The organism is Streptococcus sp. 27098_8_103 (assembly GCF_041432345.1).
Lineage (GTDB): Bacteria > Bacillota > Bacilli > Lactobacillales > Streptococcaceae > Streptococcus > Streptococcus mitis_BV.
In genome coordinates this window covers 16,304-42,876 of sequence record NZ_JAPVZK010000013.1, presented here as the reverse complement: position 1 = coordinate 42,876, position 26,573 = coordinate 16,304, and the positions used below count along the sequence as shown (strand labels likewise).

The 26,573-nt window shown below is 41.6% G+C and carries 27 protein-coding genes; 26 read left to right on the top strand and 1 reads right to left on the bottom strand.

Annotated features, from left to right (window positions below; all coding sequences use genetic code 11):
* Positions 1-108 precede the first annotated feature (108 nt).
* From O3599_RS05465 to purB, 26 genes are all read left to right on the top strand, one after another.
* Positions 109-1,278 (top strand): N-acetylmuramoyl-L-alanine amidase family protein, encoded by a 1,170-nt coding sequence (locus tag O3599_RS05465; protein WP_004257714.1) that lies wholly within the window; start codon positions 109-111, stop codon positions 1,276-1,278.
* Positions 1,279-1,430: 152 nt separating this feature from the next.
* Complete coding sequence (locus tag O3599_RS05460) at positions 1,431-1,565, top strand: ComC/BlpC family leader-containing pheromone/bacteriocin (RefSeq protein WP_004257719.1); 135 nt, start codon at positions 1,431-1,433, stop codon at positions 1,563-1,565.
* A gap of 493 nt (positions 1,566-2,058) precedes the next feature.
* Positions 2,059-2,934 (top strand): GHKL domain-containing protein, encoded by an 876-nt coding sequence (locus O3599_RS05455; protein WP_247935691.1) that lies wholly within the window; start codon positions 2,059-2,061, stop codon positions 2,932-2,934.
* Positions 2,931-3,662 carry a response regulator transcription factor gene (locus O3599_RS05450; RefSeq protein ID WP_023947426.1) on the top strand — a complete coding sequence of 244 codons (732 nt, stop codon included), beginning with the start codon at positions 2,931-2,933 and terminating at the stop codon, positions 3,660-3,662. Before O3599_RS05455 ends, O3599_RS05450 begins: the two co-directional genes overlap by 4 nt.
* 335 nt (positions 3,663-3,997) lie before the next feature.
* Positions 3,998-4,195, top strand: a complete 198-nt coding sequence (locus tag O3599_RS05445; protein WP_023947424.1) for a class IIb bacteriocin, lactobin A/cerein 7B family — start codon at positions 3,998-4,000, stop codon at positions 4,193-4,195.
* A 213-nt stretch (positions 4,196-4,408) separates the two neighbouring features.
* Positions 4,409-4,564, top strand: coding sequence for a smi_0061 family bacteriocin-like peptide (locus O3599_RS05440; protein WP_000357248.1), 156 nt, complete (start codon positions 4,409-4,411; stop codon positions 4,562-4,564).
* Between the two features lie 3 nt (positions 4,565-4,567).
* Positions 4,568-4,783, top strand: coding sequence for a bacteriocin immunity protein (locus O3599_RS05435; RefSeq protein ID WP_078934268.1), 216 nt, complete (start codon positions 4,568-4,570; stop codon positions 4,781-4,783).
* A gap of 80 nt (positions 4,784-4,863) precedes the next feature.
* Positions 4,864-5,043, top strand: coding sequence for a hypothetical protein (locus O3599_RS05430; RefSeq protein ID WP_143952629.1), 180 nt, complete (start codon positions 4,864-4,866; stop codon positions 5,041-5,043).
* A 78-nt stretch (positions 5,044-5,121) separates the two neighbouring features.
* A complete protein-coding gene (locus O3599_RS05425) occupies positions 5,122-5,352 on the top strand; it encodes a bacteriocin immunity protein (RefSeq protein WP_247939347.1) in 231 nt (76 codons plus the stop codon).
* Between the two features lie 388 nt (positions 5,353-5,740).
* Entirely contained in the window at positions 5,741-5,929 is a 189-nt protein-coding gene (locus O3599_RS05420; RefSeq protein ID WP_125451621.1) for a hypothetical protein, read from the top strand.
* 158 nt (positions 5,930-6,087) lie between these two features.
* A complete protein-coding gene (comA, locus tag O3599_RS05415; protein ID WP_247939346.1) occupies positions 6,088-8,241 on the top strand; it encodes a peptide cleavage/export ABC transporter in 2,154 nt (717 codons plus the stop codon).
* Between the two features lie 12 nt (positions 8,242-8,253).
* Positions 8,254-9,603: a competence pheromone export protein ComB gene (gene comB, locus O3599_RS05410; RefSeq protein WP_049515841.1), complete on the top strand. Its 1,350-nt coding sequence runs from the start codon at positions 8,254-8,256 to the stop codon at positions 9,601-9,603.
* Between the two features lie 169 nt (positions 9,604-9,772).
* Positions 9,773-10,480 carry a phosphoribosylaminoimidazolesuccinocarboxamide synthase gene (gene purC / locus O3599_RS05405; protein ID WP_000043283.1) on the top strand — a complete coding sequence of 236 codons (708 nt, stop codon included), beginning with the start codon at positions 9,773-9,775 and terminating at the stop codon, positions 10,478-10,480.
* Position 10,481: 1 nt separating this feature from the next.
* Entirely contained in the window at positions 10,482-10,625 is a 144-nt protein-coding gene (locus O3599_RS05400; protein WP_079211609.1) for a phosphoribosylaminoimidazolesuccinocarboxamide synthase, read from the top strand.
* A 55-nt stretch (positions 10,626-10,680) separates the two neighbouring features.
* Positions 10,681-14,406, top strand: a complete 3,726-nt coding sequence (locus O3599_RS05395) for a phosphoribosylformylglycinamidine synthase (RefSeq protein ID WP_371512219.1) — start codon at positions 10,681-10,683, stop codon at positions 14,404-14,406.
* Between the two features lie 53 nt (positions 14,407-14,459).
* The gene (locus tag O3599_RS05390) at positions 14,460-15,563 is read left to right on the top strand and encodes a hypothetical protein (RefSeq protein WP_247939344.1); all 1,104 of its coding nucleotides are present in this window, start codon (positions 14,460-14,462) and stop codon (positions 15,561-15,563) included.
* Positions 15,564-15,581: 18 nt separating this feature from the next.
* Positions 15,582-17,024 (top strand): amidophosphoribosyltransferase, encoded by a 1,443-nt coding sequence (gene purF, locus O3599_RS05385; RefSeq protein WP_049501033.1) that lies wholly within the window; start codon positions 15,582-15,584, stop codon positions 17,022-17,024.
* A gap of 36 nt (positions 17,025-17,060) precedes the next feature.
* Positions 17,061-18,083 carry a phosphoribosylformylglycinamidine cyclo-ligase gene (gene purM, locus O3599_RS05380; RefSeq protein ID WP_371512218.1) on the top strand — a complete coding sequence of 341 codons (1,023 nt, stop codon included), beginning with the start codon at positions 17,061-17,063 and terminating at the stop codon, positions 18,081-18,083.
* Positions 18,080-18,631 carry a phosphoribosylglycinamide formyltransferase gene (gene purN / locus O3599_RS05375; RefSeq protein WP_023947406.1) on the top strand — a complete coding sequence of 184 codons (552 nt, stop codon included), beginning with the start codon at positions 18,080-18,082 and terminating at the stop codon, positions 18,629-18,631. Before purM ends, purN begins: the two co-directional genes overlap by 4 nt.
* Before the next feature lie 44 nt (positions 18,632-18,675).
* Complete coding sequence (locus O3599_RS05370) at positions 18,676-19,140, top strand: GNAT family N-acetyltransferase (RefSeq protein ID WP_031237093.1); 465 nt, start codon at positions 18,676-18,678, stop codon at positions 19,138-19,140.
* A gap of 1 nt (position 19,141) precedes the next feature.
* Positions 19,142-20,689 carry a bifunctional phosphoribosylaminoimidazolecarboxamide formyltransferase/IMP cyclohydrolase gene (gene purH / locus O3599_RS05365; RefSeq protein ID WP_247939343.1) on the top strand — a complete coding sequence of 516 codons (1,548 nt, stop codon included), beginning with the start codon at positions 19,142-19,144 and terminating at the stop codon, positions 20,687-20,689.
* 120 nt (positions 20,690-20,809) lie between these two features.
* Positions 20,810-22,072, top strand: coding sequence for a phosphoribosylamine--glycine ligase (gene purD, locus O3599_RS05360; protein WP_371512216.1), 1,263 nt, complete (start codon positions 20,810-20,812; stop codon positions 22,070-22,072).
* Positions 22,073-22,263: 191 nt separating this feature from the next.
* A complete protein-coding gene (gene purE / locus O3599_RS05355; protein ID WP_125416735.1) occupies positions 22,264-22,752 on the top strand; it encodes a 5-(carboxyamino)imidazole ribonucleotide mutase in 489 nt (162 codons plus the stop codon).
* Positions 22,739-23,830 (top strand): 5-(carboxyamino)imidazole ribonucleotide synthase, encoded by a 1,092-nt coding sequence (gene purK, locus O3599_RS05350; RefSeq protein ID WP_247939341.1) that lies wholly within the window; start codon positions 22,739-22,741, stop codon positions 23,828-23,830. Before purE ends, purK begins: the two co-directional genes overlap by 14 nt.
* Positions 23,831-23,839: 9 nt before the next feature.
* Positions 23,840-24,067, top strand: coding sequence for a hypothetical protein (locus tag O3599_RS05345; RefSeq protein WP_000614686.1), 228 nt, complete (start codon positions 23,840-23,842; stop codon positions 24,065-24,067).
* 63 nt (positions 24,068-24,130) lie between these two features.
* Positions 24,131-25,426 (top strand): adenylosuccinate lyase, encoded by a 1,296-nt coding sequence (gene purB / locus O3599_RS05340; protein WP_247939340.1) that lies wholly within the window; start codon positions 24,131-24,133, stop codon positions 25,424-25,426.
* A 210-nt stretch (positions 25,427-25,636) separates the two neighbouring features.
* On the opposite strand, the gene O3599_RS05335 is transcribed toward purB, so the two are convergent.
* Positions 25,637-26,353 (bottom strand): GntR family transcriptional regulator, encoded by a 717-nt coding sequence (locus tag O3599_RS05335; RefSeq protein ID WP_001007193.1) that lies wholly within the window; start codon positions 26,351-26,353, stop codon positions 25,637-25,639.
* Between the last annotated feature and the right edge of the window lie 220 nt (positions 26,354-26,573).

The window sequence follows — 26,573 nt, the reverse complement described above, 5'->3', positions numbered from 1 at the left end:
GTCTAATCTTTCACAATATTATTGACTTTGATTATGAAAAGTATTAGAATATAGCTAAATAAAGAGGGGAAACCCTCCTATAGCTATTCAATAAAGGAGGAAATGGCTATGAAAAAATCTAAACTACTCACACTTGGTTTGCTTGCAGGTGCTGCTCTACTTTTGTCTATCAACCAAGCACAAGCTGCAGATACTTGGGTTAAAAATGGTGCTGACTGGAATCTTTCACAAGATGGCAGTCTAGCTAAGGATAAATGGGTACAAAATGCTGGCTCATGGTATCACTTCGACGGCACTGGTAAAATGCAGACAGGCTGGCTCAAAGACGGAAATACATGGTATTCCCTAGCAGATAGTGGCGCTATGCGTACTGGCTGGTACAAGGAAGGTAACACATGGTACTCACTAGCAGATAGTGGTGCTATGCGCACAGGTTGGTACAAAGAAGGGTCTACTTGGTACTACCTAAAAGGCAGTGGCGCTATGGCAACAGGATGGGCAACTGCAAATGGTCAATGGTCTTACTTTGAAAAATCAGGTGCAATGGTCGCAGATAGAGCTGTTCCAGCCAGTGATGGGGAAAGTTATGTCATTGGTAAGGATGGCTATCTAGCAAATAGAAAAGATTCTGGATACAATATTCATGATATTGTCAAACTTGGAGATGGGCAAGAATATTTGCTAAATGCTAAAGGTGACGATGTTATTATTGAAAAAAATGCTTGGTATATCAGACCAGAGTTCAAGAAGTTTTCCGACAAATATGGGGATGAGGTTTCAAATACAACCTTAGCTCTGGTAGATAATAAAGATGAAGGACAAGAAATTGATTCTAAGGCAGTTGTACAGAACTTCCAAAACTTACCAAATCGTTACTACTTTGATGAAAATGGACATCGTGTGGTTAATATCCCAGCAATGACAACCTATTCAGAGATTAAAAAAGTTGGCAATGATGTCTATTTAGAAAATCCAGGTGCACGACTTCGTCTTGGAGCTACTAACTTTACAATCAATAACAATAAACTATACTATTTAGAAAATGAGCAAGGTAAGCTCAAAACAGGTTACTTTGTATTAATTGATGATGGAGCAACCACTACACACCATCATATCCTAGCCTATGCGGATCAATCTGGTGAAATTCTTAAGATGAAACGCTTGCCATCAGGAGTTTCAAATTTCCTTGATAAAGAAATTGATGGTTTATATGGTGAAAAAATTAAAATTGAATCTCCACACTCAAACGAATATTATAAAGTGGTCGTGGTTAAATAAAAATAATATCTTCACAACTAATTGTTAACACTCTAACCAATATACCATTTTCAGGAGGCTTTAGATTTCTTGTATTTTAAAAGGAAACTAAAGCCTTTTGTAGATGGAGCAGGGGATAGAGTTATCTATAAAATAATGAAAAGGAGTCTGTCATGGAAATGAAAAATATATTTGTAGAATTGGAGCAATTTGAAGAGTTAACCCCAGAGGTATTGGAGGAAGTGAATGGTGGAGGGATTTTTGAAGATATTTACCATTGGCTACATCTACTCCCAGAGCCAAGATAGTATTTTGATTAAAATGTGTTAACTAAACAGATTTATGATTATATTACTTGAATTTTTAGTGTTTATATTGATTTTAATCAATATTTTAGCTCCTCCGATTTATCTAGGTAGTCAACTCTCTAAAGCATTTTATGACAAACGCTCTATATTTCTTTGGGTAGTTTTTCAGCTATTTGCTACCTTCGTTTTTCCGAGTTTCTTGCATGTTGGCAATTTATTATTCTTTTATATAATATTTTGGATTGTGTTAAAGAAAAAGAAGAAGGAAGCTCTCTTTCTTGCCCTTTATCTATTTATGTTTTATCAAAGTATTCGATATTTGATTTTGACATTTATAATACGATTGATATTTGACTACTCTGAACTATCTGATTTCTTGCATAGTGGATTTAATTCTGTATTTAGTTTGATTTCGTTGTTTTTGTCTGTTGTCATTTTAAGACGATGGGGAATTGATCTCAATATATTATTTTTAGATAAATTTCAATCGTTAGTGACGAAAAGTATGTGGATCTTATCCTTATTGTTTGGTTTCAGACTGTTTTCATCCATCATGTCTGGAGGATGTAATCCTTTCTATGTTCGTTTTGACACGACCATTTCTCTCCTGATTTTCATTCTCTTTTTCTCTTGGCTCTTTTACATCAAGCATTTGGAGCAGGTTTATCGTGATGAGCAAACCATTCAGAGACAGGAAGATGAAAATCGTTCCTTGCAAGGAATAGTGGATAAGCTAGGTCATCTCTATGATGAAGTTCGAGGTTTCCGTCATGATTTTGCAGGAATTGTCGCCAGCATGGAGCCTGCCATAGCCAATCAAGACATGGCTGAGGTGTCTACCATTTATCAAGATGTTTTTCTAAAGACAAATGAAAAGCTGAGAAAGGCAGATTACACAGCCTTTAATCTTCACAATATTCATGACATAGCCATTCGTAATACCTTGGCCAAAGCCATGATTGTGGCAGATAAGCAGGGAATTCATTTTAGTTTGGAGACGGTGGGGGTTGTTGAAGAGCTGACATTGCCGATGTTGGAGGCTATCCGTATCCTCTCTATCCTCACTACAAATGCCTTAGAGGCAGCCAGTGAGGCTGAAAATCCGCAGATTCGGGTTGCTTTGTTGGCAGGTGATAGGAGTGTTCGTTTTATCATTGAAAACACTCGTAAGAAAGAAGAACTGAATCCCAGCATTCTCAGTCAAAAGGGTTATTCGACCAAGGGAAGCCACAGTGGACTGGGCTTAGCGACCTTGGAGGATATGGTTTTTCATTATGATTTAAACTTAGATACCCAACTAGGAGAGACGACCTTTAGACAAGATTTAGAATTGCCATTTAAGAATGAGAAACGAGGGGGAGAGGAATGAGAATTTTAGTTTTGGAAGACGATAGAGTCCAGCAGGGACGGATAGAGCAGACTTTACTAGATATCGGTCGCTCTCGTAATTTAAGATTGGAGATTGATATTGCCAAAAACTATGGAGATGTTGAAAAGTATTCTCAGTATTTTGACAATTACCAGCTCTATTTATTGGATTTAGAGATTGATGGAGAGCGTGAACGGGGCTTTCAGGTTGCTCAACAGGTTCGGGAGCAGGATCCTTTTACAAGCATTGTCTTTGTGTCTACGCACTCGGAGGCCTTGCCTCTAGCTTTTAGCTACCACTTGTCTGCCTTGGATTTTATTTCCAAGGATCAGTCTGAGGAGGATTACCGTTATCAGCTGGAGCGCTGTTTGGACTATGTATTAGCAGTGGATAAGAGGGAAAATATGTGTCTCTTCACCTATAGTTTTGAGGGAAGACGGGGTTTTACTCTGCCTTACCATGAGATTTTAGCCTTTGAAACTTCAGTGGAATCCCATCGTATCAAGGTCTATTATGCCAATCATTCTATCAAGACCATTTACGGCAGTCTCAAGGATATCGCTGCTAAGGCTGAAAAAGATTACTTTGTCTATGCCAATCGCAATACGTTGGTCAGTTTACAGGCTATTGAGGAGATGACTGCCACAGAAGTGACCTTGTTAGAAGGCTTGCACTTCCCCGTATCACGAACAGCCAGAAGAACCCTTAAAAAACATCTCAATGTCTAATATCTGTTAGATTTGAATGAATTTATCAATAAGAATGTCGGAAAATTTTCTGATATTCTTATTTTTTTGACTTCTTTTTCGAATAGATAAGTAAGAGGAAACAGAAAGGAGCCTAGTTCATGTATCTACCAATTTTTTATCCGTGGTTTACTAAATTATTTTTCAAATAAATTTAATTTAATTTAGTTGTACATTTTCGAAATTTTTTTCGAATAGATAAGTGAGAAGAAGAGGAAAGGAGATTAGAAATGATTATTTCAGCTATTTATCCAATCTGGCTATTTAAGTGGCTTAGAGTATAAACATTAAACATATACAAATTGAGGAGAAAAAAGATGACAAATTTTGACAAAATGGAACAGAACTTTGCAGCTCTTACAGAAGAAGAGTTGGTGAATGTAGATGGGGGAATTGCACCAATTATTATTGGTGGTGTAGTTATTAGTTGGAAATTAATTGGAGGTGTAGCTGCGCTTGCTACAGCTTCAGCAGGTGCAGGCATAGCTGCAGGATATTATGCTAATCGACCATAATTTTGGATTTATATATGAGATTTGTTAAATTAATGCTGAAGATTTGGCCTGAGCTTATGGTATTACTTAGTTCAATATCTTATACAATTATCAGGTTGGTAGCTGATGTGAATAAGCTACCCTTACCTACATGGTTTGATAATTTTAATATACCAACAATTTCATTGTTTTTAATGGTATTCATTTTATTATATAGAAGTAAAGGAGAAAAGAATGGATAAATTTCAAGTAGTTGATGAGAAAGATTTGCAAGTAATTGAAGGAGGAATTGAACCTATTTCGATTATATTTGGCCTAAGTGCTATTGCATTTGGCGCATTTGGGGCTGGTTACACATTTGGTTCAGATTTGGCTCGTCGTGGGCGTTAGATAATGAACAGTCGCAACCTTAATCTCAATACATTGTTACCTAAATTAGCCACGATATGTCCTTTGTTGGGAATAACTCTTAATGTCGCGCTTCATGTGATTCGTACAGGTTCGTTAGTATCCTTTAATTGGCAATGGACTTTAGTTGGTTTGCTTTTCGCAGGATATTTTGGTATTTTTCGCAAAGATTTGTCAAAAAATAATCAAAACTATAAATGAAGAACATGAATCAAAAGGATTTTGTGTATATGAATGGTAGCGTTTTTCCGCCATTCTTGTCAGGTAATTAGGAGTTTATTATGAAAACATTTTTATTAGGCTTTGCTGAGGGTTATTTTACCGTATCGCTCATAATCTATATCGCAACGTATTTGATTTTGAGAAATTCAATCAATACCCTATTTTATCCAGAAATTTACCCCGTTTTATTTGGGCTCTTTTATCTAGGATATAAGGTCAATAAAAAGCGAGTAGAGTAAACAGTTAAGAATGACTTGTTAGTCTGCGCTGAAAATAGCTAGGCTAGAATCTAAGAATGCATCACATTGGAGTTTAATATGAAATTTGTTAAATCAGTATTGAAAGTTTTGCCTGAAATCATGGTATTACTTAGTTCAATGTCTTATATCATCATCAGATTAGTAGCTGACATAAATAAAGTATCTTTACCTACTTGGTTTGATAATTTTAATATACCCACGGTTGCATTATTTATGATGGTCTTCATTCTTTTATACAGAAGTAAAGAAAAAAGAATGGATAAATTTGAAGTAGTAGACGCTCTATAGGGAATAGGTGTCTTATAGTAACGAATCAAAAAAGGAGTAACTATGAATCGTAATTTAGAACGGTGTTATCTATTCTGACTAGGAATAGATCATACCAGAGGTGGCTTAGAAATAGCAGGGACATTAAAAATTGAAGTAACTTTAAATAGGATGTCGTAAAGATTACTATCAATGATTTATTTGTCCCAAGCTTGCCTAGGGTGTCAGTAAAAAATCAATTTCCTTTTATACCATATTTTTAGTAGGTAGGACGTTTGTTCTGCCTATTTTTTATCCCAAAAGTGCAGTTGAAGTGTCTATTTACATCGTTTGGAGTTTATTTGTATTATTATTATTCGTGTTTTTTTGATAGAATAGTTATAGAAATTAGGAGAGTTGAAGAAAAGAAATGAAGAAGGTTTTAAAATATTTTTTAGTATTTATTTTTCTATTTTTGATGAATATTTTCATCTTTAAGATACTAGCAACTCTGGGATTTCAGCTGACAATGAGTGAAAAGAGTTATATTGTACCACCGCTGTTTTCGATTATCGTTTTATATATGATTGACAAAAGAATTAGGAAGAAAAAGAAATAAATATATATTTTAGGTATGACGTTTGTTCTACCTATTTTTAAATCCCAAAAGTGCATTTTGGGGGTAGATAGGCGCATTTGGGGAGGAAGTCCAGTTTTTGTTTAGTGATTGGGGTAAGATAGTTATTATCAGATGAGTTTAGGAAAAAGGAGATGAATATGAAATTTGGGAAATGTCACTATCGTCCGCAGGTGGATCAGATGGACTGCGGTGTAGCTTCATTAGCTATGGTCTTTGGCTACTATGGTAGTTACTATTCTTTGGCTCACTTGCGAGAATTGGCCAAGACGACCATGGATGGGACGACGGCTTTGGGCTTGGTCAAGGTGGCAGAGGAGATTGGCTTTGAGACGCGAGCGATCAAGGCGGATATGACGCTCTTTGACTTGCCAGATTTGACTTTTCCTTTTGTTGCCCATGTGCTTAAGGAAGGGAGATTGCTTCACTACTATGTGGTGACTGGGCAGGATAAGGACAGCATTCATATTGCCGATCCAGATCCTGGGGTGAAATTGACCAAACTGCCACGTGAGCGTTTTGCGGAAGAATGGACGGGAGTGACTTTGTTTATGGCGCCTAGTCCAGACTATAAGCCTCATAAGGATCAAAAGAATGGCCTTCTCTCTTTTATCCCTATATTAGTGAAGCAACGTGGCTTGATTGCCAATATCGTTTTGGCAACACTCTTGGTCACTTTGATTAATATTGTGGGTTCTTATTATCTACAGTCTATCATTGATACCTATGTGCCAGATCAGATGCGTTCGACACTGGGGATTATTTCTATTGGGCTGGTTATCGTTTATATTCTCCAGCAGATCTTGTCTTATGCTCAGGAGTATCTCTTACTTGTTTTGGGGCAACGCTTGTCGATTGATGTGATTTTATCCTATATCAAGCATGTTTTTCACCTGCCTATGTCTTTCTTTGCGACACGCAGAACAGGGGAAATCGTGTCTCGTTTTACGGATGCTAACAGTATCATTGACGCGCTGGCTTCGACCATTCTTTCAATTTTCCTAGATGTGTCAACGGTTGTCATTATTTCTCTTGTTTTATTTTCACAAAATACCAATCTCTTTTTCATGACTTTATTGGCACTTCCTATATATACAGTGATTATCTTTGCCTTTATGAAGCCGTTTGAAAAGATGAATCGGGATACCATGGAAGCCAATGCAGTTCTGTCTTCTTCTATCATCGAGGACATTAATGGTATTGAGACAATCAAGTCTTTGACCAGTGAAAGTTCACGATATCAAAAGATTGACAAGGAATTTGTGGATTATCTGAAAAAATCCTTTACCTATAGTCGGGCAGAGAGTCAGCAAAAGGCTCTGAAAAAGGTTGCCCATCTCTTACTTAATGTCGGTATTCTCTGGATGGGGGCTGTTCTGGTCATGGATGGCAAGATGAGTTTGGGACAGTTGATTACCTATAATACCTTGCTTGTTTACTTTACCAATCCTTTGGAAAATATCATCAATCTGCAAACCAAGCTTCAGACAGCGCAGGTTGCCAATAACCGTCTGAATGAGGTTTATCTGGTAGCTTCTGAGTTTGAGGAGAAGAAAACAGTTGAGGATCTGAGCTTGATGAAGGGAGAGATGACCTTCAAGCAGGTTTCCTACAAGTATGGCTATGGTCGAGATGTCTTGTCGGATATCAATTTAACCGTTCCCCAAGGGTCTAAGGTGGCTTTTGTGGGAATTTCAGGGTCAGGTAAGACGACATTGGCCAAGATGATGGTTAATTTTTATGATCCAAGTCAGGGAGAGATTAGTCTGGGTGGTGTCAATCTCAATCAGATTGATAAAAAGGCCTTGCGCCAGTATATCAACTATCTGCCTCAACAGCCCTATGTCTTTAACGGAACGATTTTGGAGAATCTTCTCCTTGGAGCCAAGGAAGGGACGACTCAAGAGGATATCTTACGGGCGGTGGAATTGGCAGAGATTCGGGAGGATATTGAGCGCATGCCATTGAATTATCAGACAGAATTGACTTCGGATGGGGCAGGAATTTCAGGTGGTCAACGTCAGAGAATCGCTCTGGCGCGTGCTCTCTTGACAGATGCGCCGGTCTTGATTTTGGATGAAGCGACCAGCAGTCTGGATATCTTGACTGAGAAGCGAATTGTAGATAATCTCATGGCTTTAGATAAGACCTTGATTTTCATCGCCCACCGCTTGACCATTGCTGAGCGGACAGAGAAGGTTGTTGTTTTGGATCAGGGCAAGATTGTTGAAGAAGGAAATCATGCTGATTTACTTGCACAGGGTGGCTTTTACGCCCATTTGGTCAATAGCTAGAAAGAGGAGAGGATGAAACCAGAATTTTTAGAAAGTGCGGAGTTTTATAATCGTCGTTACCATAATTTTTCCAGTCGGGTGATTGTCCCCATGTCCCTTCTGCTCGTGTTTTTGCTTGGCTTTGCAACTTTTGCAAAGAAGGAGATGAGTTTGTCTACTAGAGCTACTGTCGAGCCTAGTCGTATCCTGGCAAATATCCAGTCAACTAGCAATAATCGTATTCTTGTCAATCATTTGGAAGAAAATAAGCTGGTTAAAAAGGGAGAACTGTTGGTTCAATATCAAGAAGGGGCAGAGGGTATCCAAGCGGAGGCCTATGCTAGTCAGTTGGACATGCTCAAGGATCAAAAAAAGCATTTGGAGTATTTGCAAAAGAGTTTGCAAGAAGGGGAGAACCACTTTCCAGAGGAGGATAAGTTTGGCTATCAAGCCACCTTTCGTGACTACCTCAGCCAAGCAGGTAGTCTTAGGGCTAGTACATCGCAACAAAATGAGACCATCGCGTCCCAGAATGCAGCAGCTAGCCAAACCCAAGCCGAAATCGGCAACCTCATCAGCCAAACAGAGGCTAAAATTCGCGATTACCAGACAGCTAAGTCAGCTATTGAAACAGGTGCTTCCTTGGACAGTCAGAATCTAGCCTACTCTCTCTACCAGTCCTACAAGTCTCAGGGCGAGGAAAATCCGCAATCTAAGGCACAAGCAGTTGCGCAAGTTGAAGCGCAGCTTTCTCAGTTAGAATCTAGTCTCGCTACTTACCGTGTCCAGTATGCAGGTTCAGGTACGCAGCAAGCCTATGCGTCAGGCTTAAGCAGTCAATTGGAGTCTCTCAAATCCCAACACTTGGCAAAGGTTGGTCAGGAATTGACCCTTCTAGACCAGAAAATCCTGGAAGCAGAGTCAGGCAAGAAGATTCAGGGAAGTCTTCTAGACAAGGGGAAAATTACGGCGAGTGAGGATGGGGTTCTTCATCTTAATCCTGAGACCAGTGATTCTACCATGGTAGCAGAGGGGACTCTACTAGCCCAACTCTATCCGTCCTTGGAAAAAGAAGGGAAAGCCAAACTCACAGCTTATCTAAGTTCAAAAGATGTAGCAAGGATCAAGGTCGGTGATTCTGTTCGCTATACTACGACTCATGATGCCAAGAATCAAATTTTCTTAGATTCTACTATTACAAGTATTGATGCGACAGCTACTAAGACTGAAAAAGGGAATTTCTTTAAAATCGAGACGGAGACTAATCTAACTTCGGAGCAGGCTGAAAAACTTCGGTACGGGGTGGAAGGTCGCCTGCAGATGATTACGGGCAAGAAAAGTTACCTACGTTATTATTTAGATCAATTTTTGAACAAAGAGTAATGTTCGTATTTTTAGAGTTAAATGATTTTTAAACTGTGAGAAAAATTCTTCTTGCAGTTTTTTCTTTATGTTTTTTGAGGTTACTACGTTATTTATTCGGTTAAATTCTTGTAATTTTAGGTTTTTTATGGTAGAATGTGCTCAAGTAATACGAAAGGCGAACTTTAAAATGTCAAAACAATTGATCTATTCGGGAAAAGCTAAAGATATCTATACAACTGAGGATGAAAATCTTATTATTTCAACTTACAAGGACCAGGCGACTGCTTTCAATGGTGTCAAGAAGGAGCAGATTGCAGGTAAAGGAGTTTTGAATAATCAGATTTCATCTTTTATTTTTGAGAAATTAAATGCGGCTGGTGTGGCGACTCACTTTGTGGAGAAACTTTCAGATACAGAACAACTCAATAAAAAGGTTGAGATTATTCCTTTGGAAGTCGTGCTCCGCAACTATACTGCTGGTTCCTTTTCAAAACGTTTTGGTGTGGATGAGGGAATCGCATTTGAGACTCCGATTGTCGAATTTTACTACAAAAATGATGATTTGGATGACCCGTTTATCAATGATGAGCATGTGAAATTCCTACAGATTGCGGATGACCAGCAGATTGCCTACTTGAAGGAAGAAACCCGTCGAATCAATGAACTTTTGAAAGTCTGGTTTGCTGAGATTGGACTTAAGTTGATTGACTTTAAGCTAGAGTTCGGTTTTGACAAGGATGGCAAGATTATCTTGGCAGATGAATTTTCACCAGATAACTGCCGTTTGTGGGATGCGGATGGCAACCACATGGATAAGGATGTTTTCCGTAGGGGACTAGGTGAATTAACCGATGTTTATGAAGTTGTTTGGGAGAAGCTGCAAGGTTTGAAATAATCTGTTTGCAACGGAAAACCTTCGTCTCTCAACTAAAAGGACTCAGGCTGAAAAGGTCCCCCAGACCTTTTCACTCCGTAGGGGATTGGGAGAACTAACAGATGTTTACGAGATTGTCTGGGAAAAGTTGCAGGAATTGAAATAACAACCTCAAGGTCGTTGGGAATATTACAAGAGTTGAAATAAAGGAATAAGGATTGATGGATAAACGTATTTTTGTTGAAAAAAAGGCTGATTTTCAGGTAAAGTCAGAGAGTTTGGTAAGAGAACTCCAGCATAACTTGGGGCTTTCAAGCTTGAAAAGCATTCGCATTGTGCAAGTTTATGATGTATTTGACTTGGCGGAGGACTTGTTTGCACCTGCAGAGAAACACATCTTCTCTGAGCAGGTGACAGACCATGTTTTGGACGAAGCGGCTGTGCAGGCGGATCTTGCCAACTATGCTTTCTTTGCCATTGAAAGCCTACCAGGGCAGTTTGACCAGCGTGCAGCATCTTCGCAGGAAGCCTTGCTTTTGCTGGGAAGTTCGAGTGATGTGACAGTCAATACAGCCCAACTTTACTTAGTCAATAAAGATATTGATGCGACTGAGCTAGAAGCGGTCAAGAACTACTTGCTCAATCCAGTTGATTCTCGTTTCAAGGACATCACGACAGGGATTGCTAAGCAGGAATTTTCAGAGTCAGACAAGACCATTCCTAAATTGCCTTTCTTTGAAAGCTATACAGCAGAAGACTTTGCCCGCTACAAGACCGAGCAGGGCATGGCTATGGAAGTGGATGATTTGCTCTTTATCCAAGACTATTTCAAGTCAATCGGGCGCGTGCCGACGGAAACAGAGCTAAAGGTTTTGGACACTTACTGGTCTGATCACTGCCGTCACACGACGTTTGAGACAGAGTTGAAAAACATCGACTTCTCAGCTTCTAAATTCCAAAAGCAATTGCAGGCGACCTATGATAAGTATATTGCCATGCGTGATGAGTTGGGGCGTTCTGAAAAACCGCAAACCTTGATGGATATGGCGACTATTTTCGGTCGTTATGAGCGTGCTAATGGACGTTTGGATGATATGGAAGTGTCAGACGAAATCAATGCTTGCTCAGTCGAAATTGAAGTGGACGTTGATGGTGTCAAGGAACCTTGGCTCCTCATGTTTAAAAACGAAACCCACAATCACCCAACGGAGATTGAGCCATTTGGTGGGGCGGCTACTTGTATCGGTGGTGCTATTCGTGACCCATTGTCAGGTCGCTCATATGTCTACCAAGCTATGCGTATCTCAGGTGCGGGTGATATTACAGCACCGATTTCAGAAACTCGCGCTGGGAAATTGCCACAACAAGTCATTTCTAAAACAGCGGCCCATGGTTATTCTTCATACGGTAACCAGATTGGGCTTGCAACAACCTACGTTCGTGAATACTTCCACCCAGGCTTTGTAGCTAAACGCATGGAGCTTGGTGCTGTTGTCGGAGCGACTCCTAAGGGCAATGTTGTCCGTGAAAAACCGGAAGCGGGAGATGTGATTATCCTCCTTGGAGGTAAGACTGGACGTGATGGTGTCGGTGGTGCGACGGGCTCTTCTAAGGTTCAAACGGTTGAGTCTGTGGAAACTGCTGGAGCTGAAGTCCAAAAAGGGAATGCTATCGAAGAACGCAAGATTCAACGTCTGTTCCGTAATGGAAATGTCACTCGTCTCATCAAGAAGTCCAATGACTTTGGTGCTGGTGGCGTCTGTGTAGCTATCGGTGAATTAGCAGATGGTCTTGAAATCGACCTCAACAAGGTTCCTCTTAAATACCAAGGCTTGAATGGTACAGAAATTGCCATCTCTGAATCTCAAGAACGGATGGCGGTTGTGGTGCGTCCTGAGGATGTAGATGCCTTCGTTGCTGAATGTAACAAAGAGAATATTGATGCTGTTGTGGTGGCGACAGTGACTGAAAAACCAAATCTAGTCATGCACTGGAATGGTGAAATCATTGTCGACTTGGAACGTCGTTTCCTTGACACCAATGGTGTGCGTGTGGTCGTCGATGCTAAGGTTGTGGACAAGGATGTCAAGCTTCCAGAAGAACGTCAAACATCTGCTGACACACTTGAAGTTGATACCCTTGCGGTTCTATCTGATCTCAACCATGCGAGTCAAAAAGGATTACAGACTATCTTTGACTGCTCTGTTGGACGCTCAACGGTTAATCACCCACTTGGTGGTCGTTACCAACTCACACCAACTGAGGCATCTGTGCAGAAATTACCAGTTCAACACGGTGTGACTCATACTGCGTCAGTCATGGCTCAAGGATTCAACCCATATGTAGCTGAATGGTCTCCATACCACGGTGCTGCCTATGCGGTGATCGAAGCAACTGCTCGTTTGGTGGCTACTGGTGCCAACTGGTCTAAGGCTCGTTTCTCTTACCAAGAGTACTTCGAGCGCATGGATAAACAAGCTGAGCGTTTTGGTCAGCCAGTGGCAGCTCTCCTAGGTTCTATCGAAGCTCAGATTCAGCTTGGCTTGCCATCTATCGGTGGTAAGGACTCTATGTCTGGTACCTTTGAAGAATTGACGGTGCCACCAACCTTGGTTGCTTTTGGAGTGACAACAGCAGATAGCCGTAAGGTGTTCTCTCCAGAATTTAAAGTTGCTGGTGAAAATATCTACTACATCCCAGGTCAAACCCTCTCTGCAGAAATTGATTTTGACTTGATTAAGTCTAACTTTACTCAGTTTGAAGCCCTTCAAAAGGCTCACAAAGTAACATCTGCATCGGCTGTCAAATACGGTGGTGTGCTTGAAAGTTTGGCTCTTGCTACCTTTGGAAATCATATCGGTGCAGAGGTGACCTTGTCTGAATTTGAAAGTTCTTTGACAGCACAATTGGGCGGATTTGTCTTCACATCGCCTGAAGAAATCGCTGGAGTAGAGAAGATTGGACAGACGACAGCAGAATTCACACTAACTGTCAATGGTGTGAAGCTAGATGGACAGAAACTTGACAGTGCCTTCCAAGGCAAATTGGAAGAAGTTTACCCAACAGAGTTTGTCCAAGCCAAAGAACTAGCTGAAGTATCAGCTGTGGCATCAGATGTTGTGATTAAAGCTAAAGAAAAGGTTGAAAAACCTGTGGTTTATATCCCAGTCTTCCCAGGAACCAACTCAGAATATGACTCAGCTAAGGCCTTTGAAAAAGAAGGCGCAGAGGTTAACTTGGTGCCATTCGTGACACTCAATGAAGAAGCCATTGTCAAGTCAGTTGAAACCATGGTTGACAATATCGGTAAGGCTAACATCCTCTTCTTTGCAGGTGGATTCTCAGCTGCGGACGAACCAGATGGATCAGCTAAGTTTATTGTCAATATCCTGCTTAATGAAAAAGTCCGTGTGGCTATTGATAGCTTTATCGCCCGTGGTGGCTTGATTATCGGTATCTGTAATGGATTTCAGGCTTTGGTCAAATCAGGTCTTCTTCCATACGGAAACTTCGAAGATGCTACTAGTACTAGCCCAACCCTCTTTTACAATGATGCCAACCAACACGTGGCCAAGATGGTGGAAACTCGGATTGCCAATACCAACTCACCATGGTTGGCTGGAGTGCAAGTGGGCGATATCCACGCCATTCCAGTGTCGCACGGTGAAGGGAAGTTTGTTGTGACGGCCGAGGAATTTGCTGAACTCCGAGACAATGGACAAATTTTCAGTCAATACGTAGACTTTGACGGCAAGCCAAGTATGGATTCTAAGTACAATCCAAATGGTTCAGTCAACGCCATCGAAGGAATTACTAGCAAGAACGGCCAAATTATCGGTAAGATGGGCCACTCAGAACGTTATGAAGATGGTCTTTTCCAAAATATTCCAGGAAATAAAGACCAGCACCTGTTTGCATCAGCAGTTCAATACTTTACTGGGAAATAAGACTATAGATGACTAAGACGATTGGTGTGTTTTGAGAAGTAAAATGAAAGTTTGTGAAGTATTTGAATAAATTAATTGATATACCTGATATTGAAAAAAAGATTCAATTGAAAAAAACATTATCTAGAGAGATGAGAGTAATGAAGGAGGACTTAAAGCCAAGAAAGTGTTTACTTTGTGATAAAGATACTACAAGTTTTTGCAACTCTCACACCATTCCACAGTTATCGTTAAAAAATATTTCTGATTCTGGCATGTTAACTCAAGCTGGTTATTTAATAGGGAACGATCTGTTAGATAATGATAAGGGAGTGAGCAATTCGGGAACGATACAAATTATTTGTCGTAAATGTGATTCTTTCTATTTTCAGGAATATGAAAATGAAATGAATCTTACGTCTTATCCTAGCGATAAAATGTTGTCACAAATTGCATTGAAAAATTTCCTTTTAGAACTAGTTAAAAGGAGGGAGGAAAAATATCATTTTGAAAAATCAATGTCTGATAATACAATCAAGAAGGCCTTATACTTAAGAATACCTGAGATTTCTAATAGAACATTAGAGAATACATCTCAAAAAATAAAAGATCTTCATAATTCTTTTGATTATGATATTGAAGATTTTCAAAATGAAATTTTACTCCATAAAACTGCTATTGAAAACAATCTTAAAGGAGCATATCAAATTATTTTTCATGAGGTACTCCCCTATAAGACACCGATAGCGTTTCAAGGCTCATTAACGTTGATTAGAGATATGTATGAATATCCAGTGAATGATACGAGTAACCATTCAAAAAATAATCGTATTCAGAAGTTGCATCTGGCTATTTTACCATTAAAAGAAAAGACGATGGTGCTAGCTTTTTATCATAAAAGGGATTGGAAATATAGATCTCTAAAAAGTCAGTTTAACAGTAGCGATCGATTGAAGAAACTGAATTTTCTTAATTATTTAATATTTGCTTACACTGAAAACTATTACTTTAGCCCGACAATTAAAGAAAAAATTAGAACAAATGAGAAGCTTGTACTACTTAGTCAAGAACTTTTCGGTGAACCTAATTTGGGTCAGTATGTAGGTGTTGATAGTTATAAGAGAGTCGAGCCAGATGAAATTCCTAATTTTCTTTTAGAAGAGTGGGCTATAATGTAAAAATAAAAGGTATAAAAAATGACATATGAAGTAAAATCTCTTAATGAAGAATGTGGTGTTTTCGGTATCTGGGGACATCCAGATGCTGCTAAATTGACCTATTTTGGACTCCACAGTCTTCAGCACCGTGGTCAGGAGGGGGCAGGAATCCTCTCCAATGATCAGGGACAATTGAAGCGCCATCGTGACATGGGGCTTTTATCAGAAGTCTTCAGAAATCCTGCTAACTTAGATAAATTGACAGGAACTGGTGCGATTGGGCATGTGCGTTACGCGACTGCTGGCGAAGCTTCTGTAGATAATATCCAGCCCTTCCTCTTCCGTTTTCACGATATGCAGTTTGGCTTGGCTCATAATGGAAATTTGACCAATGCAGCCTCTCTCAAGAAAGAACTGGAACAAAGAGGAGCGATTTTCAGCGCGACTTCGGACTCTGAAATCTTGGCTCACCTCATTCGTCGCAGTCATAATCCTAGCCTGATGGGCAAAATCAAGGAAGCGCTCAGCCTTGTCAAAGGTGGTTTTGCCTATATCTTACTGTTTGAGGACAAGTTGATTGCTGCCCTTGATCCCAATGGTTTCCGTCCCCTTTCTATCGGGAAAATGGCCAACGGAGCAGTGGTTGTTTCCTCTGAAACCTGTGCTTTTGAGGTTATTGGTGCTGAATGGATTCGTGATTTGAAGCCAGGTGAGATTGTGATTATTGATGACAAGGGCATCCAGTATGATAGCTATACAGATGATACTCAGTTAGCAATCTGTTCTATGGAGTATATCTATTTTGCCCGCCCTGATTCTAACATTCATGGTGTCAATGTTCATACGGCACGTAAACGTATGGGTGCTCAATTGGCGCGTGAATTCAAGCATGAGGCGGATATCGTGGTCGGTGTGCCCAATTCTTCCCTCAGCGCGGCTATGGGATTTGCTGAAGAGTCCGGGCTACCAAATGAAATGGGCCTCATCAAGAACCAATACACCCAACGTACCTTTATCCAACCGACTCAAGAATTGCGGGAGCAAGGGGTGCGGATGAAACTGTCTGCAGTTTCTGGTGTTGTAAAAGGCAAGCGTGTGGTTATGATTGATGACTCTATTGTACGTGGAACAACCTCTCGTCGGATCGTTCAGCTCTTGAAAGAAGCGGGTGCGACTGAGGTTCACGTTGCCATTGGTAGTCCAGCGCTAGCTTATCCATGCTTCTACGGGATTGATATCCAGACACGTCAGGAGCTGATTGCGGCTAATCATACGGTCGAAGAAACTCGCCAAATCATTGGTGCGGACAGTCTGACTTATCTTTCTGTTGAAGGTTTGATTGAGTCGATTGGGATTGAAACAGATGCACCAAATGGTGGTCTCTGTGTTGCTTACTTTGACGGTGATTACCCAACGCCTCTCTACGACTATGAAGAAGACTATCGTAGAAGTTTGGAAGAAAAGACCAGTTTTTACAAATAGACGAAAGATCCTCCATTAAAGAAAAGGAATATAAAAATGGCAAATAAAAATGCGTACGCTCAATCTGGTGTGGATGTTGAAGCGGGTTATGAAGTTGTTGAACGGATTAAAAAGCACGTGGCTCGTACGGAGCGTGCAGGTGTCATGGGAGCTCTTGGTGGCTTTGGTGGTATGTTTGACCTTTCAAAGACTGGGGTTAAAGAACCCGTCTTGATTTCAGGAACTGATGGTGTCGGAACCAAGCTCATGTTGGCTATCAAGTACGACAAGCACGATACCATCGGTCAGGACTGTGTGGCCATGTGTGTCAATGATATCATCGCTGCGGGTGCGGAACCCCTCTATTTTCTCGACTACGTAGCGACAGGGAAGAATGAACCAGCTAAGCTAGAACAAGTGGTTGCTGGTGTGGCAGAAGGTTGTGTGCAGGCTGGTGCTGCCCTCATTGGTGGGGAAACGGCTGAAATGCCTGGCATGTACGGCGAAGATGACTATGACTTGGCTGGTTTTGCGGTCGGTGTGGCTGAAAAATCTCAAATCATTGACGGTTCAAAAGTGGCAGAGGGAGATGTTCTTCTCGGACTTGCTTCAAGTGGGATTCATTCCAATGGTTACTCTCTCGTCCGTCGTGTCTTTGCGGATTACACAGGTGAGGAAGTCCTGCCAGAATTGGAAGGCAAGCAACTCAAGGAAGTTCTTCTTGAGCCGACTCGTATCTATGTCAAGGGTGTCTTACCACTCATCAAGGAAGAGTTGGTCAACGGCATTGCCCACATCACTGGTGGTGGTTTTATCGAAAATGTCCCTCGTATGTTTGCGGATGACCTAGCTGCTGAAATTGATGAAAGCAAAGTTCCAGTGCTTCCGATTTTCAAAGCTCTTGAGAAATACGGTCAGATCAAACACGAAGAAATGTTTGAAATCTTCAATATGGGTGTGGGACTTATGCTAGCAGTTAGCCCTGAAAATGTAAGTCGTATCAAGGAATTGTTGGATGAACCAGTCTATGAAATTGGTCGTATCGTCAAGAAAGAAAACGAAAGTGTCATCATCAAATGAAAAAAATAGCGGTTTTTGCCTCTGGTAATGGCTCAAATTTTCAGGTGATAGCGGAACAATTTCCAGTAGAGTTTGTCTTTTCAGACCATCGTGACGCCTATGTGCTCGAACGTGCAGACAAGCTCGGCGTTCTGTCCTATGCTTTTGAACTCAAGGAGTTTGACAACAAGGCAGACTACGAAGCAGCCCTTGTCGAACTCTTGGAAGAGCACCAGATTGACTGGGTTTGTCTAGCAGGCTACATGAAAATTGTTGGGCCTACTTTACTAGCAGCTTATGAAGGTCGGATTATCAACATTCATCCAGCCTACTTGCCAGAATTTCCAGGAGCTCATGGGATTGAGGATGCTTGGAATGCTGACGTGGATCAGTCTGGTGTGACCATTCACTGGGTGGATTCGGGTGTGGATACAGGAAAGGTTATCAAACAAGTGCGTGTGCCACGGCTGGCTGATGATACGATTGAAAGTTTTGAAACTCGGATTCATGAGGCAGAGTACAAGTTGTATCCAGAGGTTCTGGATAGCTTGGGAGTTGCACGAAAATAAGATCGAAGTCAAGTTTTGATTGCGCAATCTTGCTGGGAGAAAAAATGATTGAACTGAAATTAGTAGATGAGAGCAGTTTTCAGGCAGTGCTGGATTTGAAAATATCTGAAGCTGATAAACGAGCACGTTTCGTGGCTCCAAATGTACGCTCTTTAGCTGATGCATGGCTCTACCGGAAAAACGAAGATGTGTTTCCGATGGCGATCTATTGGGATAAGCAAGTGGTTGGCTTTCTCCTGCTGGAAATAGACAAGGATGAAGCGGAATACTTTATCTGGCGGATAATGATTGGCCAACAGTACCAAGGAAGAGGTTATGGACGAAAAGCTGTGGAAGTTCTGATCAAAAAGGCTCAGATGGATAGCACTTGCAATCATATTATCGCAGATTATGTGGTTGGAAATGAAAAAATGAAGCACCTGTTGACTAGTTTGGGTTTTCAGGAAACAGGATTTATAGAAGAAAATAACGAAGTCGCTATGCGCTTGGACCTAAAGAAAGAGGAATAGAATGACGAAAAAAGCTTTAATCAGCGTCTCAGATAAAGCGGGCATTGTTGAATTTGCCCAAGAACTCAAAAAACTTGGTTGGGAGATTATCTCGACAGGTGGGACCAAGGTTGCCCTTGATAATGCTGGGGTGAAGACCATTGCCATCGATGATGTGACTGGTTTTCCAGAGATGATGGATGGCCGTGTCAAGACCCTTCATCCAAATATCCACGGGGGACTTTTGGCTCGTCGTGACTTGGATAGTCACTTGGAAGCAGCTAAGGAGAACCAGATTGAGCTCATTGATCTTGTTGTGGTAAACCTTTACCCATTTAAGGAAACCATCCTCAAACCAGACGTGATTTACGCTGATGCGGTGGAGAATATCGATATCGGCGGGCCATCTATGCTTCGTTCAGCAGCGAAAAATCATGCCAGTGTTACAGTTGTGGTAGATCCTGCTGACTACGCTGTGGTTTTGGACGAGTTGTCAGCCAATGGTGAAACGACTTACGAAACGCGTCAACGTTTAGCAGCAAAAGTTTTCCGTCACACAGCGGCTTATGATGCCTTGATTGCAGAGTATTTCACAGCTCAAGTCGGAGAACGCAAACCTGAAAAACTGACCTTGACTTATGACCTCAAACAAGCTATGCGCTATGGGGAAAATCCTCAACAGGATGCCGATTTCTACCAAAAAGCCTTGCCGACGGATTACTCCATTGCTTCAGCGAAACAGCTCAACGGGAAAGAATTGTCATTCAATAATATCCGTGACGCTGATGCGGCCATTCGTATCATCCGTGATTTTAAAGACCGTCCAACCGTTGTGGCTCTCAAACACATGAACCCATGTGGAATCGGTCAGGCTGATAACATTGAGACTGCTTGGGACTACGCTTATGAGTCTGACCCAGTGTCTATCTTTGGTGGGATTGTCGTTCTCAACCGTGAGGTAGATGCTGCGACAGCCGAGAAGATGCATGGTGTATTCCTTGAAATCATCATTGCACCAAGCTATACGGATGAAGCGCTAGCTATTTTGACCAACAAAAAGAAAAACTTGCGTATCCTTGCCTTGCCATTTGATGCTCAAGAGGCTAGCGAAGTGGAAGCAGAATATACAGGTGTTGTCGGTGGACTTCTGGTGCAAAACCAAGACGTGGTCAAAGAAAGCCCAGCCGATTGGCAAGTGGTGACCAAACGCCAACCAACTGAGACAGAAGCGACAGCTCTTGAGTTTGCTTGGAAGGCTATTAAATACGTCAAATCAAACGGAATCATTGTAACCAACGACCACATGACACTTGGTGTTGGCCCAGGTCAAACCAACCGTGTGGCTTCAGTCCGTATTGCCATTGACCAAGCTAAAGACCGTCTGGACGGCGCTGTGCTTGCTTCGGATGCCTTCTTCCCATTTGCGGATAATGTGGAAGAAATCGCCAAAGCAGGTATCAAGGCTATCATCCAGCCAGGTGGATCGGTCCGTGACCAAGAATCTATCGAAGCTGCTGACAAATACGGCTTGACTATGGTCTTCACAGGCGTGAGACATTTTAGACATTAAGAACGTAAAGGAAAGAAAACAGTTTCTTTCCTTTTTTGCGTAAAAATGCGGAGTGAAACAAGATTAAAACGAACGTTTGTGATATAATATTAGTAAATAATTCGCAAAAGAGGTTGTGAGATGAAACTACTTGTTGTCGGTTCGGGTGGTCGTGAACATGCGATTGCTAAGAAGTTGCTTGAGTCAAAAGACGTTGAAAAAGTATTTGTTGCTCCTGGAAATGATGGGATGACTCTGGATGGTCTGGAATTGGTAAATATCTCTATTTCCGAACATTTTAAATTGATTGACTTTGCAAAGGCCAACGATATTGCTTGGTCATTTATCGGGCCAGATGACGCCCTTGCGGCTGGTATCGTGGATGATTTCCATGCAGCTGGTCTCAAAGCCTTTGGTCCGACTAAGGCTGCGGCTGAACTTGAGTGGTCTAAGGATTTTGCCAAGGAAATCATGGTTAAATACGGCGTTCCGACAGCAGCCTATGGCACATTCTCAGATTTCGAGGAAGCTAAGGCCTATATCGAAAAGCAGGGTGCGCCTATCGTAGTCAAGGCGGATGGCTTGGCGCTTGGGAAGGGTGTCGTCGTTGCTGAGACAGTCGAGCAAGCGGTCGAAGCCGCTCATGAGATGCTTTTGGACAATAAATTTGGTGACTCAGGTGCGCGTGTGGTTATTGAGGAATTCCTTGAAGGAGAGGAATTTTCACTCTTTGCCTTTGTCAATGGTGATAAGTTCTACATCATGCCAACGGCTCAGGACCACAAACGTGCCTACGATGGCGACAAAGGGCCTAACACGGGAGGTATGGGAGCATATGCGCCAGTTCCACACTTACCACAGAGTGTGGTTGATACAGCGGTTGACACCATTGTCAAGCCAGTCCTTGATGGCATGATTAAAGAAGGGCGCCCTTATCTGGGTATCCTTTACGCAGGACTTATCTTGACAGCTGATGGACCTAAGGTTATCGAGTTTAACGCTCGCTTCGGAGATCCTGAAACTCAGATTATCCTACCTCGTTTGACATCTGACTTTGCACAAAATATTACGGATATCCTCGATGGTAAGGAGCCAAACATCACATGGACGGATAAGGGTGTGACTCTGGGTGTGGTTGTCGCATCCAAGGGTTACCCGCTAGAATATGAAAAGGGTGTTGAATTGCCAGCTAAGACAGAAGGGGACATCATCACCTACTATGCAGGTGCTAAGTTTTCGGAAAATAGCAGAGCACTGCTGTCAAATGGTGGCCGTGTCTATATGCTCGTCACCATAGCAGCTACCGTCAAAGAAGCCCAAAACACTATCTACCAAGAACTTGACAAACAAGACACAGAAGGCCTCTTTTACCGAACTGATATCGGAAGCAAGGCAATTAAGTAAAGATATAAGAATAACGCGACGAAGTCGCCAAATACGATAATGGTCGCCGTGGTGAAAAGACCAGAACAGTTTCTGTTCTGGTCGGGGAAGCTTTGAGACCTTAGGCTCAAAGTTTAGTAATGAAACCGAAGGTTTGCTGCCGTCCCTCACAACTTAAGGTGATTGTTGAAAAAGAGGAAAAAGGAAAAGAAATGAAATCAGTAATTTCCATTATCATGGGCTCAAAATCCGACTGGGCAACCATGCAAAAAACCGCAGAAGTCCTAGATCGCTTTGGTGTAGCCTACGAAAAGAAAGTTGTTTCTGCACACCGTACACCAGACCTCATGTTTAAACATGCGGAGGAAGCACGTAGTCGCGGTATCAAGGTCATCATAGCGGGTGCTGGAGGCGCAGCCCATTTGCCAGGTATGGTCGCAGCTAAAACAACCCTTCCAGTCATTGGGGTGCCCGTCAAATCACGTGCCCTTAGTGGCGTGGACTCGCTCTATTCTATCGTTCAGATGCCGGGCGGTGTGCCTGTGGCGACAATGGCTATTGGTGAAGCTGGTGCGACAAATGCGGCTCTCTTTGCCCTCCGTCTCCTCTCAGTAGAGGACCAAGCTATTGCGACAGCTTTGGCAGATTTTGCAGAAGAACAAGGAAAAATCGCAGAGGAGTCGACGAATGAGCTCATCTAAAACAATCGGCATTATCGGTGGTGGTCAACTGGGTCAGATGATGGCCATTTCTGCTATCTATATGGGTCACAAGGTTATCGCGCTGGATCCTGCGGCGGATTGCCCGGCCTCTCGCGTTGCGGAAATCATCGTGGCTCCTTATGACGATGTGGATGCCCTTCGTCAGCTGGCGGACCGCTGTGATGTTCTCACTTATGAATTTGAAAATGTCGATGCCGACGGTTTGGATGCTGTTATCAAGGATGGACAACTCCCTCAAGGAACCGATCTACTTCGCATCTCCCAAAACCGGATTTTTGAAAAGGACTTCCTTTCTAACAAGGCTCAAGTAACGGTGGCTCCTTACAAGGTTGTAAATTCTAGTCAAGACTTGGCGGAGATTGACCTGTCCAAAAACTATGTCCTCAAGACTGCGACGGGTGGCTATGATGGGCATGGACAAAAGGTTATTCGCTCAGAAGCAGACTTGGTAGAAGCCTATGCGCTAGCTGACTCAGCAGACTGCGTTTTGGAAGAATTTGTCAACTTTGATCTTGAAATTTCTGTTATCGTTTCTGGGAATGGCAAGGATGTGACGGTTTTTCCAGTTCAGGAAAATATCCACCGTAACAACATTCTATCTAAGACCATTGTGCCAGCTCGCATTTCTGAGAGTTTAGCAGACAAGGCCAAAGCTATGGCAGTGAGAATCGCTGAGCAACTCAACTTGTCTGGAACACTTTGTGTGGAAATGTTTGCGACAGCTGATGACATCATTGTCAACGAGATTGCCCCGCGTCCACACAATTCAGGACACTACTCAATCGAAGCCTGTGACTTCTCTCAGTTTGATGCCCATATTCTAGGTGTTCTCGGAGCACCATTGCCAGCCATCAAACTACATGCCCCAGCCGTCATGCTCAATGTTCTCGGCCAGCATGTCGAGGCTGCTGAAAAATATGTCACAGAAAATCCAAGCGCCCACCTCCACATGTATGGTAAAATAGAAGCGAAGCACAACCGCAAGATGGGGCATGTGACTTTGTTTAGTGATGCGCCGGATGAGGTGGAGGAATTTGGGAAAGGGATTGATTTTTAGTACAAGTCTATGATACAAATTATCGTTAATGCATTTATTGAAAAGGATAAGACTGGAGCAGTCGTTGAAGTCTTGTATGCTAGTAGTGATCACGAAAAGGTAAAGGCTAAATATGAAGAGCTAGTTGCTCTATATCCTGAAAACTATTTAGCAATTTATGATTTACCATTGGATACCGATCTCAATGAATTACTACACTATCCATCTGTGTTTATTGGGAAAGAGGAGTTTGAGTAGAAATCTTGCTTTACCTAGATAGCTTATTCCCAGCAGTTTAAGAAGAAAGGAAAAATTAACAACATGATCGACCGTTACTCTCGTCCTGAGATGGCGAATATTTGGAGTGAAGAAAATAAATACCGTGCTTGGCTTGAGGTGGAAATCTTGGCTGATGAGGCATGGGCTGAGTTGGGGGAAATCCCTAAGGAAGATGTGGCTTTGATTCGTGAAAAAGCGGACTTTGACATCGACCGTATTTTGGAGATTGAGCGAGAGACTCGTCACGATGTGGTTGCCTTCACACGTGCGGTTTCTGAGACTCTTGGTGAAGAGCGCAAGTGGGTCCACTATGGTTTGACTTCTACTGACGTGGTAGATACGGCCTACGGTTACCTATACAAGCAGGCCAACGACATCATCCGTCGTGATCTTGAAAATTTCACTAACATCATCGCTGATAAGGCTAAGGAGCACAAGTTCACCATCATGATGGGGCGTACCCACGGTGTGCACGCTGAGCCTACAACCTTTGGTCTGAAATTGGCGACTTGGTATAGCGAAATGAAGCGCAACATCGAGCGTTTCGAGCATGCGGCTGCTGGAGTGGAAGCTGGTAAGATTTCTGGTGCGGTTGGTAACTTTGCCAACATCCCACCATTCGTAGAGCAATATGTCTGCGACAAATTGGGTATTCGTGCTCAAGAAATCTCTACACAGGTCCTTCCTCGTGACCTTCACGCTGAGTACTTTGCGGTTCTTGCCAGCATCGCGACTTCAATCGAACGTATGGCGACTGAGATTCGTGGTTTGCAAAAATCAGAACAACGTGAAGTGGAAGAATTCTTTGCTAAAGGGCAAAAAGGTTCATCTGCAATGCCTCACAAACGCAACCCTATCGGTTCTGAGAACATGACAGGTCTAGCGCGTGTTATCCGTGGTCACATGATTACTGCCTATGAGAACGTAGCTCTCTGGCACGAACGTGATATCTCTCACTCATCAGCTGAGCGCATCATTACACCAGATACGACTATTTTGATTGACTACATGCTTAACCGTTTTGGAAATATTGTCAAGAATTTGACAGTCTTCCCAGAAAACATGATCCGCAACATGAACTCGACTTTTGGTTTGATTTTCAGTCAACGTGCTATGTTGACCTTGATTGAAAAAGGAATGACCCGTGAGCAAGCCTATGACTTGGTACAACCAAAAACAGCCTACTCTTGGGACAATCAAGTAGACTTTAAACCACTTCTTGAAGCAGATCCAGAGGTAACTTCTCGCCTCACTCAAGAAGAAATCGATGAAATCTTCAACCCTCTTTATTACACCAAACGAGTGGATGATATCTTTGACCGTCTTGGTTTAGGATAATTAGAATAAAAATCGAAGTTCTATTACTCTATTTATAGGAGTAGAAGAACTTCGATTTTTATTTTGTCTTCAAGTATTTTTGATAAAAATTACCTATATTTTAGTAAAATTTAAACAAATTTAGTCTATCTTAATTTACATATAGAAAATACATTTTTAATGTCATATAATAAGCATAGAAAAAGCCCAAGCAAGGCTTAGGCTTTCTTCTTAGTGATCACGGTCACATGAAATGAATTTGATTTTGTAGTAATCTGCGCGTTTATATGTTTCGCTGTATGCAAGAACTTGACCAGTAGACTCTAGTTTAGTAGTCTTGGTTTGTAAAACGGTTGGGAATTGTTCATCGACTCCGAGGATTGAAGCCGCATGTTCTGGAGTTGGAAATGCTATTTCATTGATTTCTTCAAAATGTTCATCATTCATGTGAATGTGGTAATCCAATTTGAAACGGTTATAGATAGAGCTATAATATTCAAGATTTGGATAATTTGCGTTGATGTATTGTTCTGGGATGTAAGATGTATGGTAGATGTACACAACACCACCTGTTTCGCGAACGCGTTCAATCTTGTAGTAGAACTGATCTCCGCGTAGTCCAAGTTTTTCTAAGTAGCTTAGTTTATTTCCACGCTCAATAGAAAGGACGGTAACTTTATCATCTTTAGTTTCAAAAACTTCTACATCTGAAAACTCTACGAGTTTGTGTTTGCGTGCGCGTGAAACGAATGTACCCTTTCCTTGTTGACGGACAATATAGCCATCCTTGGCAAGGTCGTTTAAAGCGCGAACAACTGTGATAGAACTAACATCATACATTGCAATCAATTCAGCTTCAGTGTAGAATTTATCTCCACTGGCAAATTGACCAGAAATGATTTTGTTCTTTAACTCATCTTTAATATATTGATACTTTGGAATTGCCATATTTTCACCTCGATTTTCCTTCTCCGTTAAAGATTTTACCATAAAACTGGAAAGAATAGTAGCCTTTTGAATAAAAAAATTAGAATAATAGGCTATAAGGTTAATTTACATAGGAATAAATAGAAAAACCTACATTTTTATACATGGTGCTAAAATGTTGTTATGACTATAGATTACAAGATTTTTATAAGTTTTTTGTGTAAAATTTAGTGAAAAATGA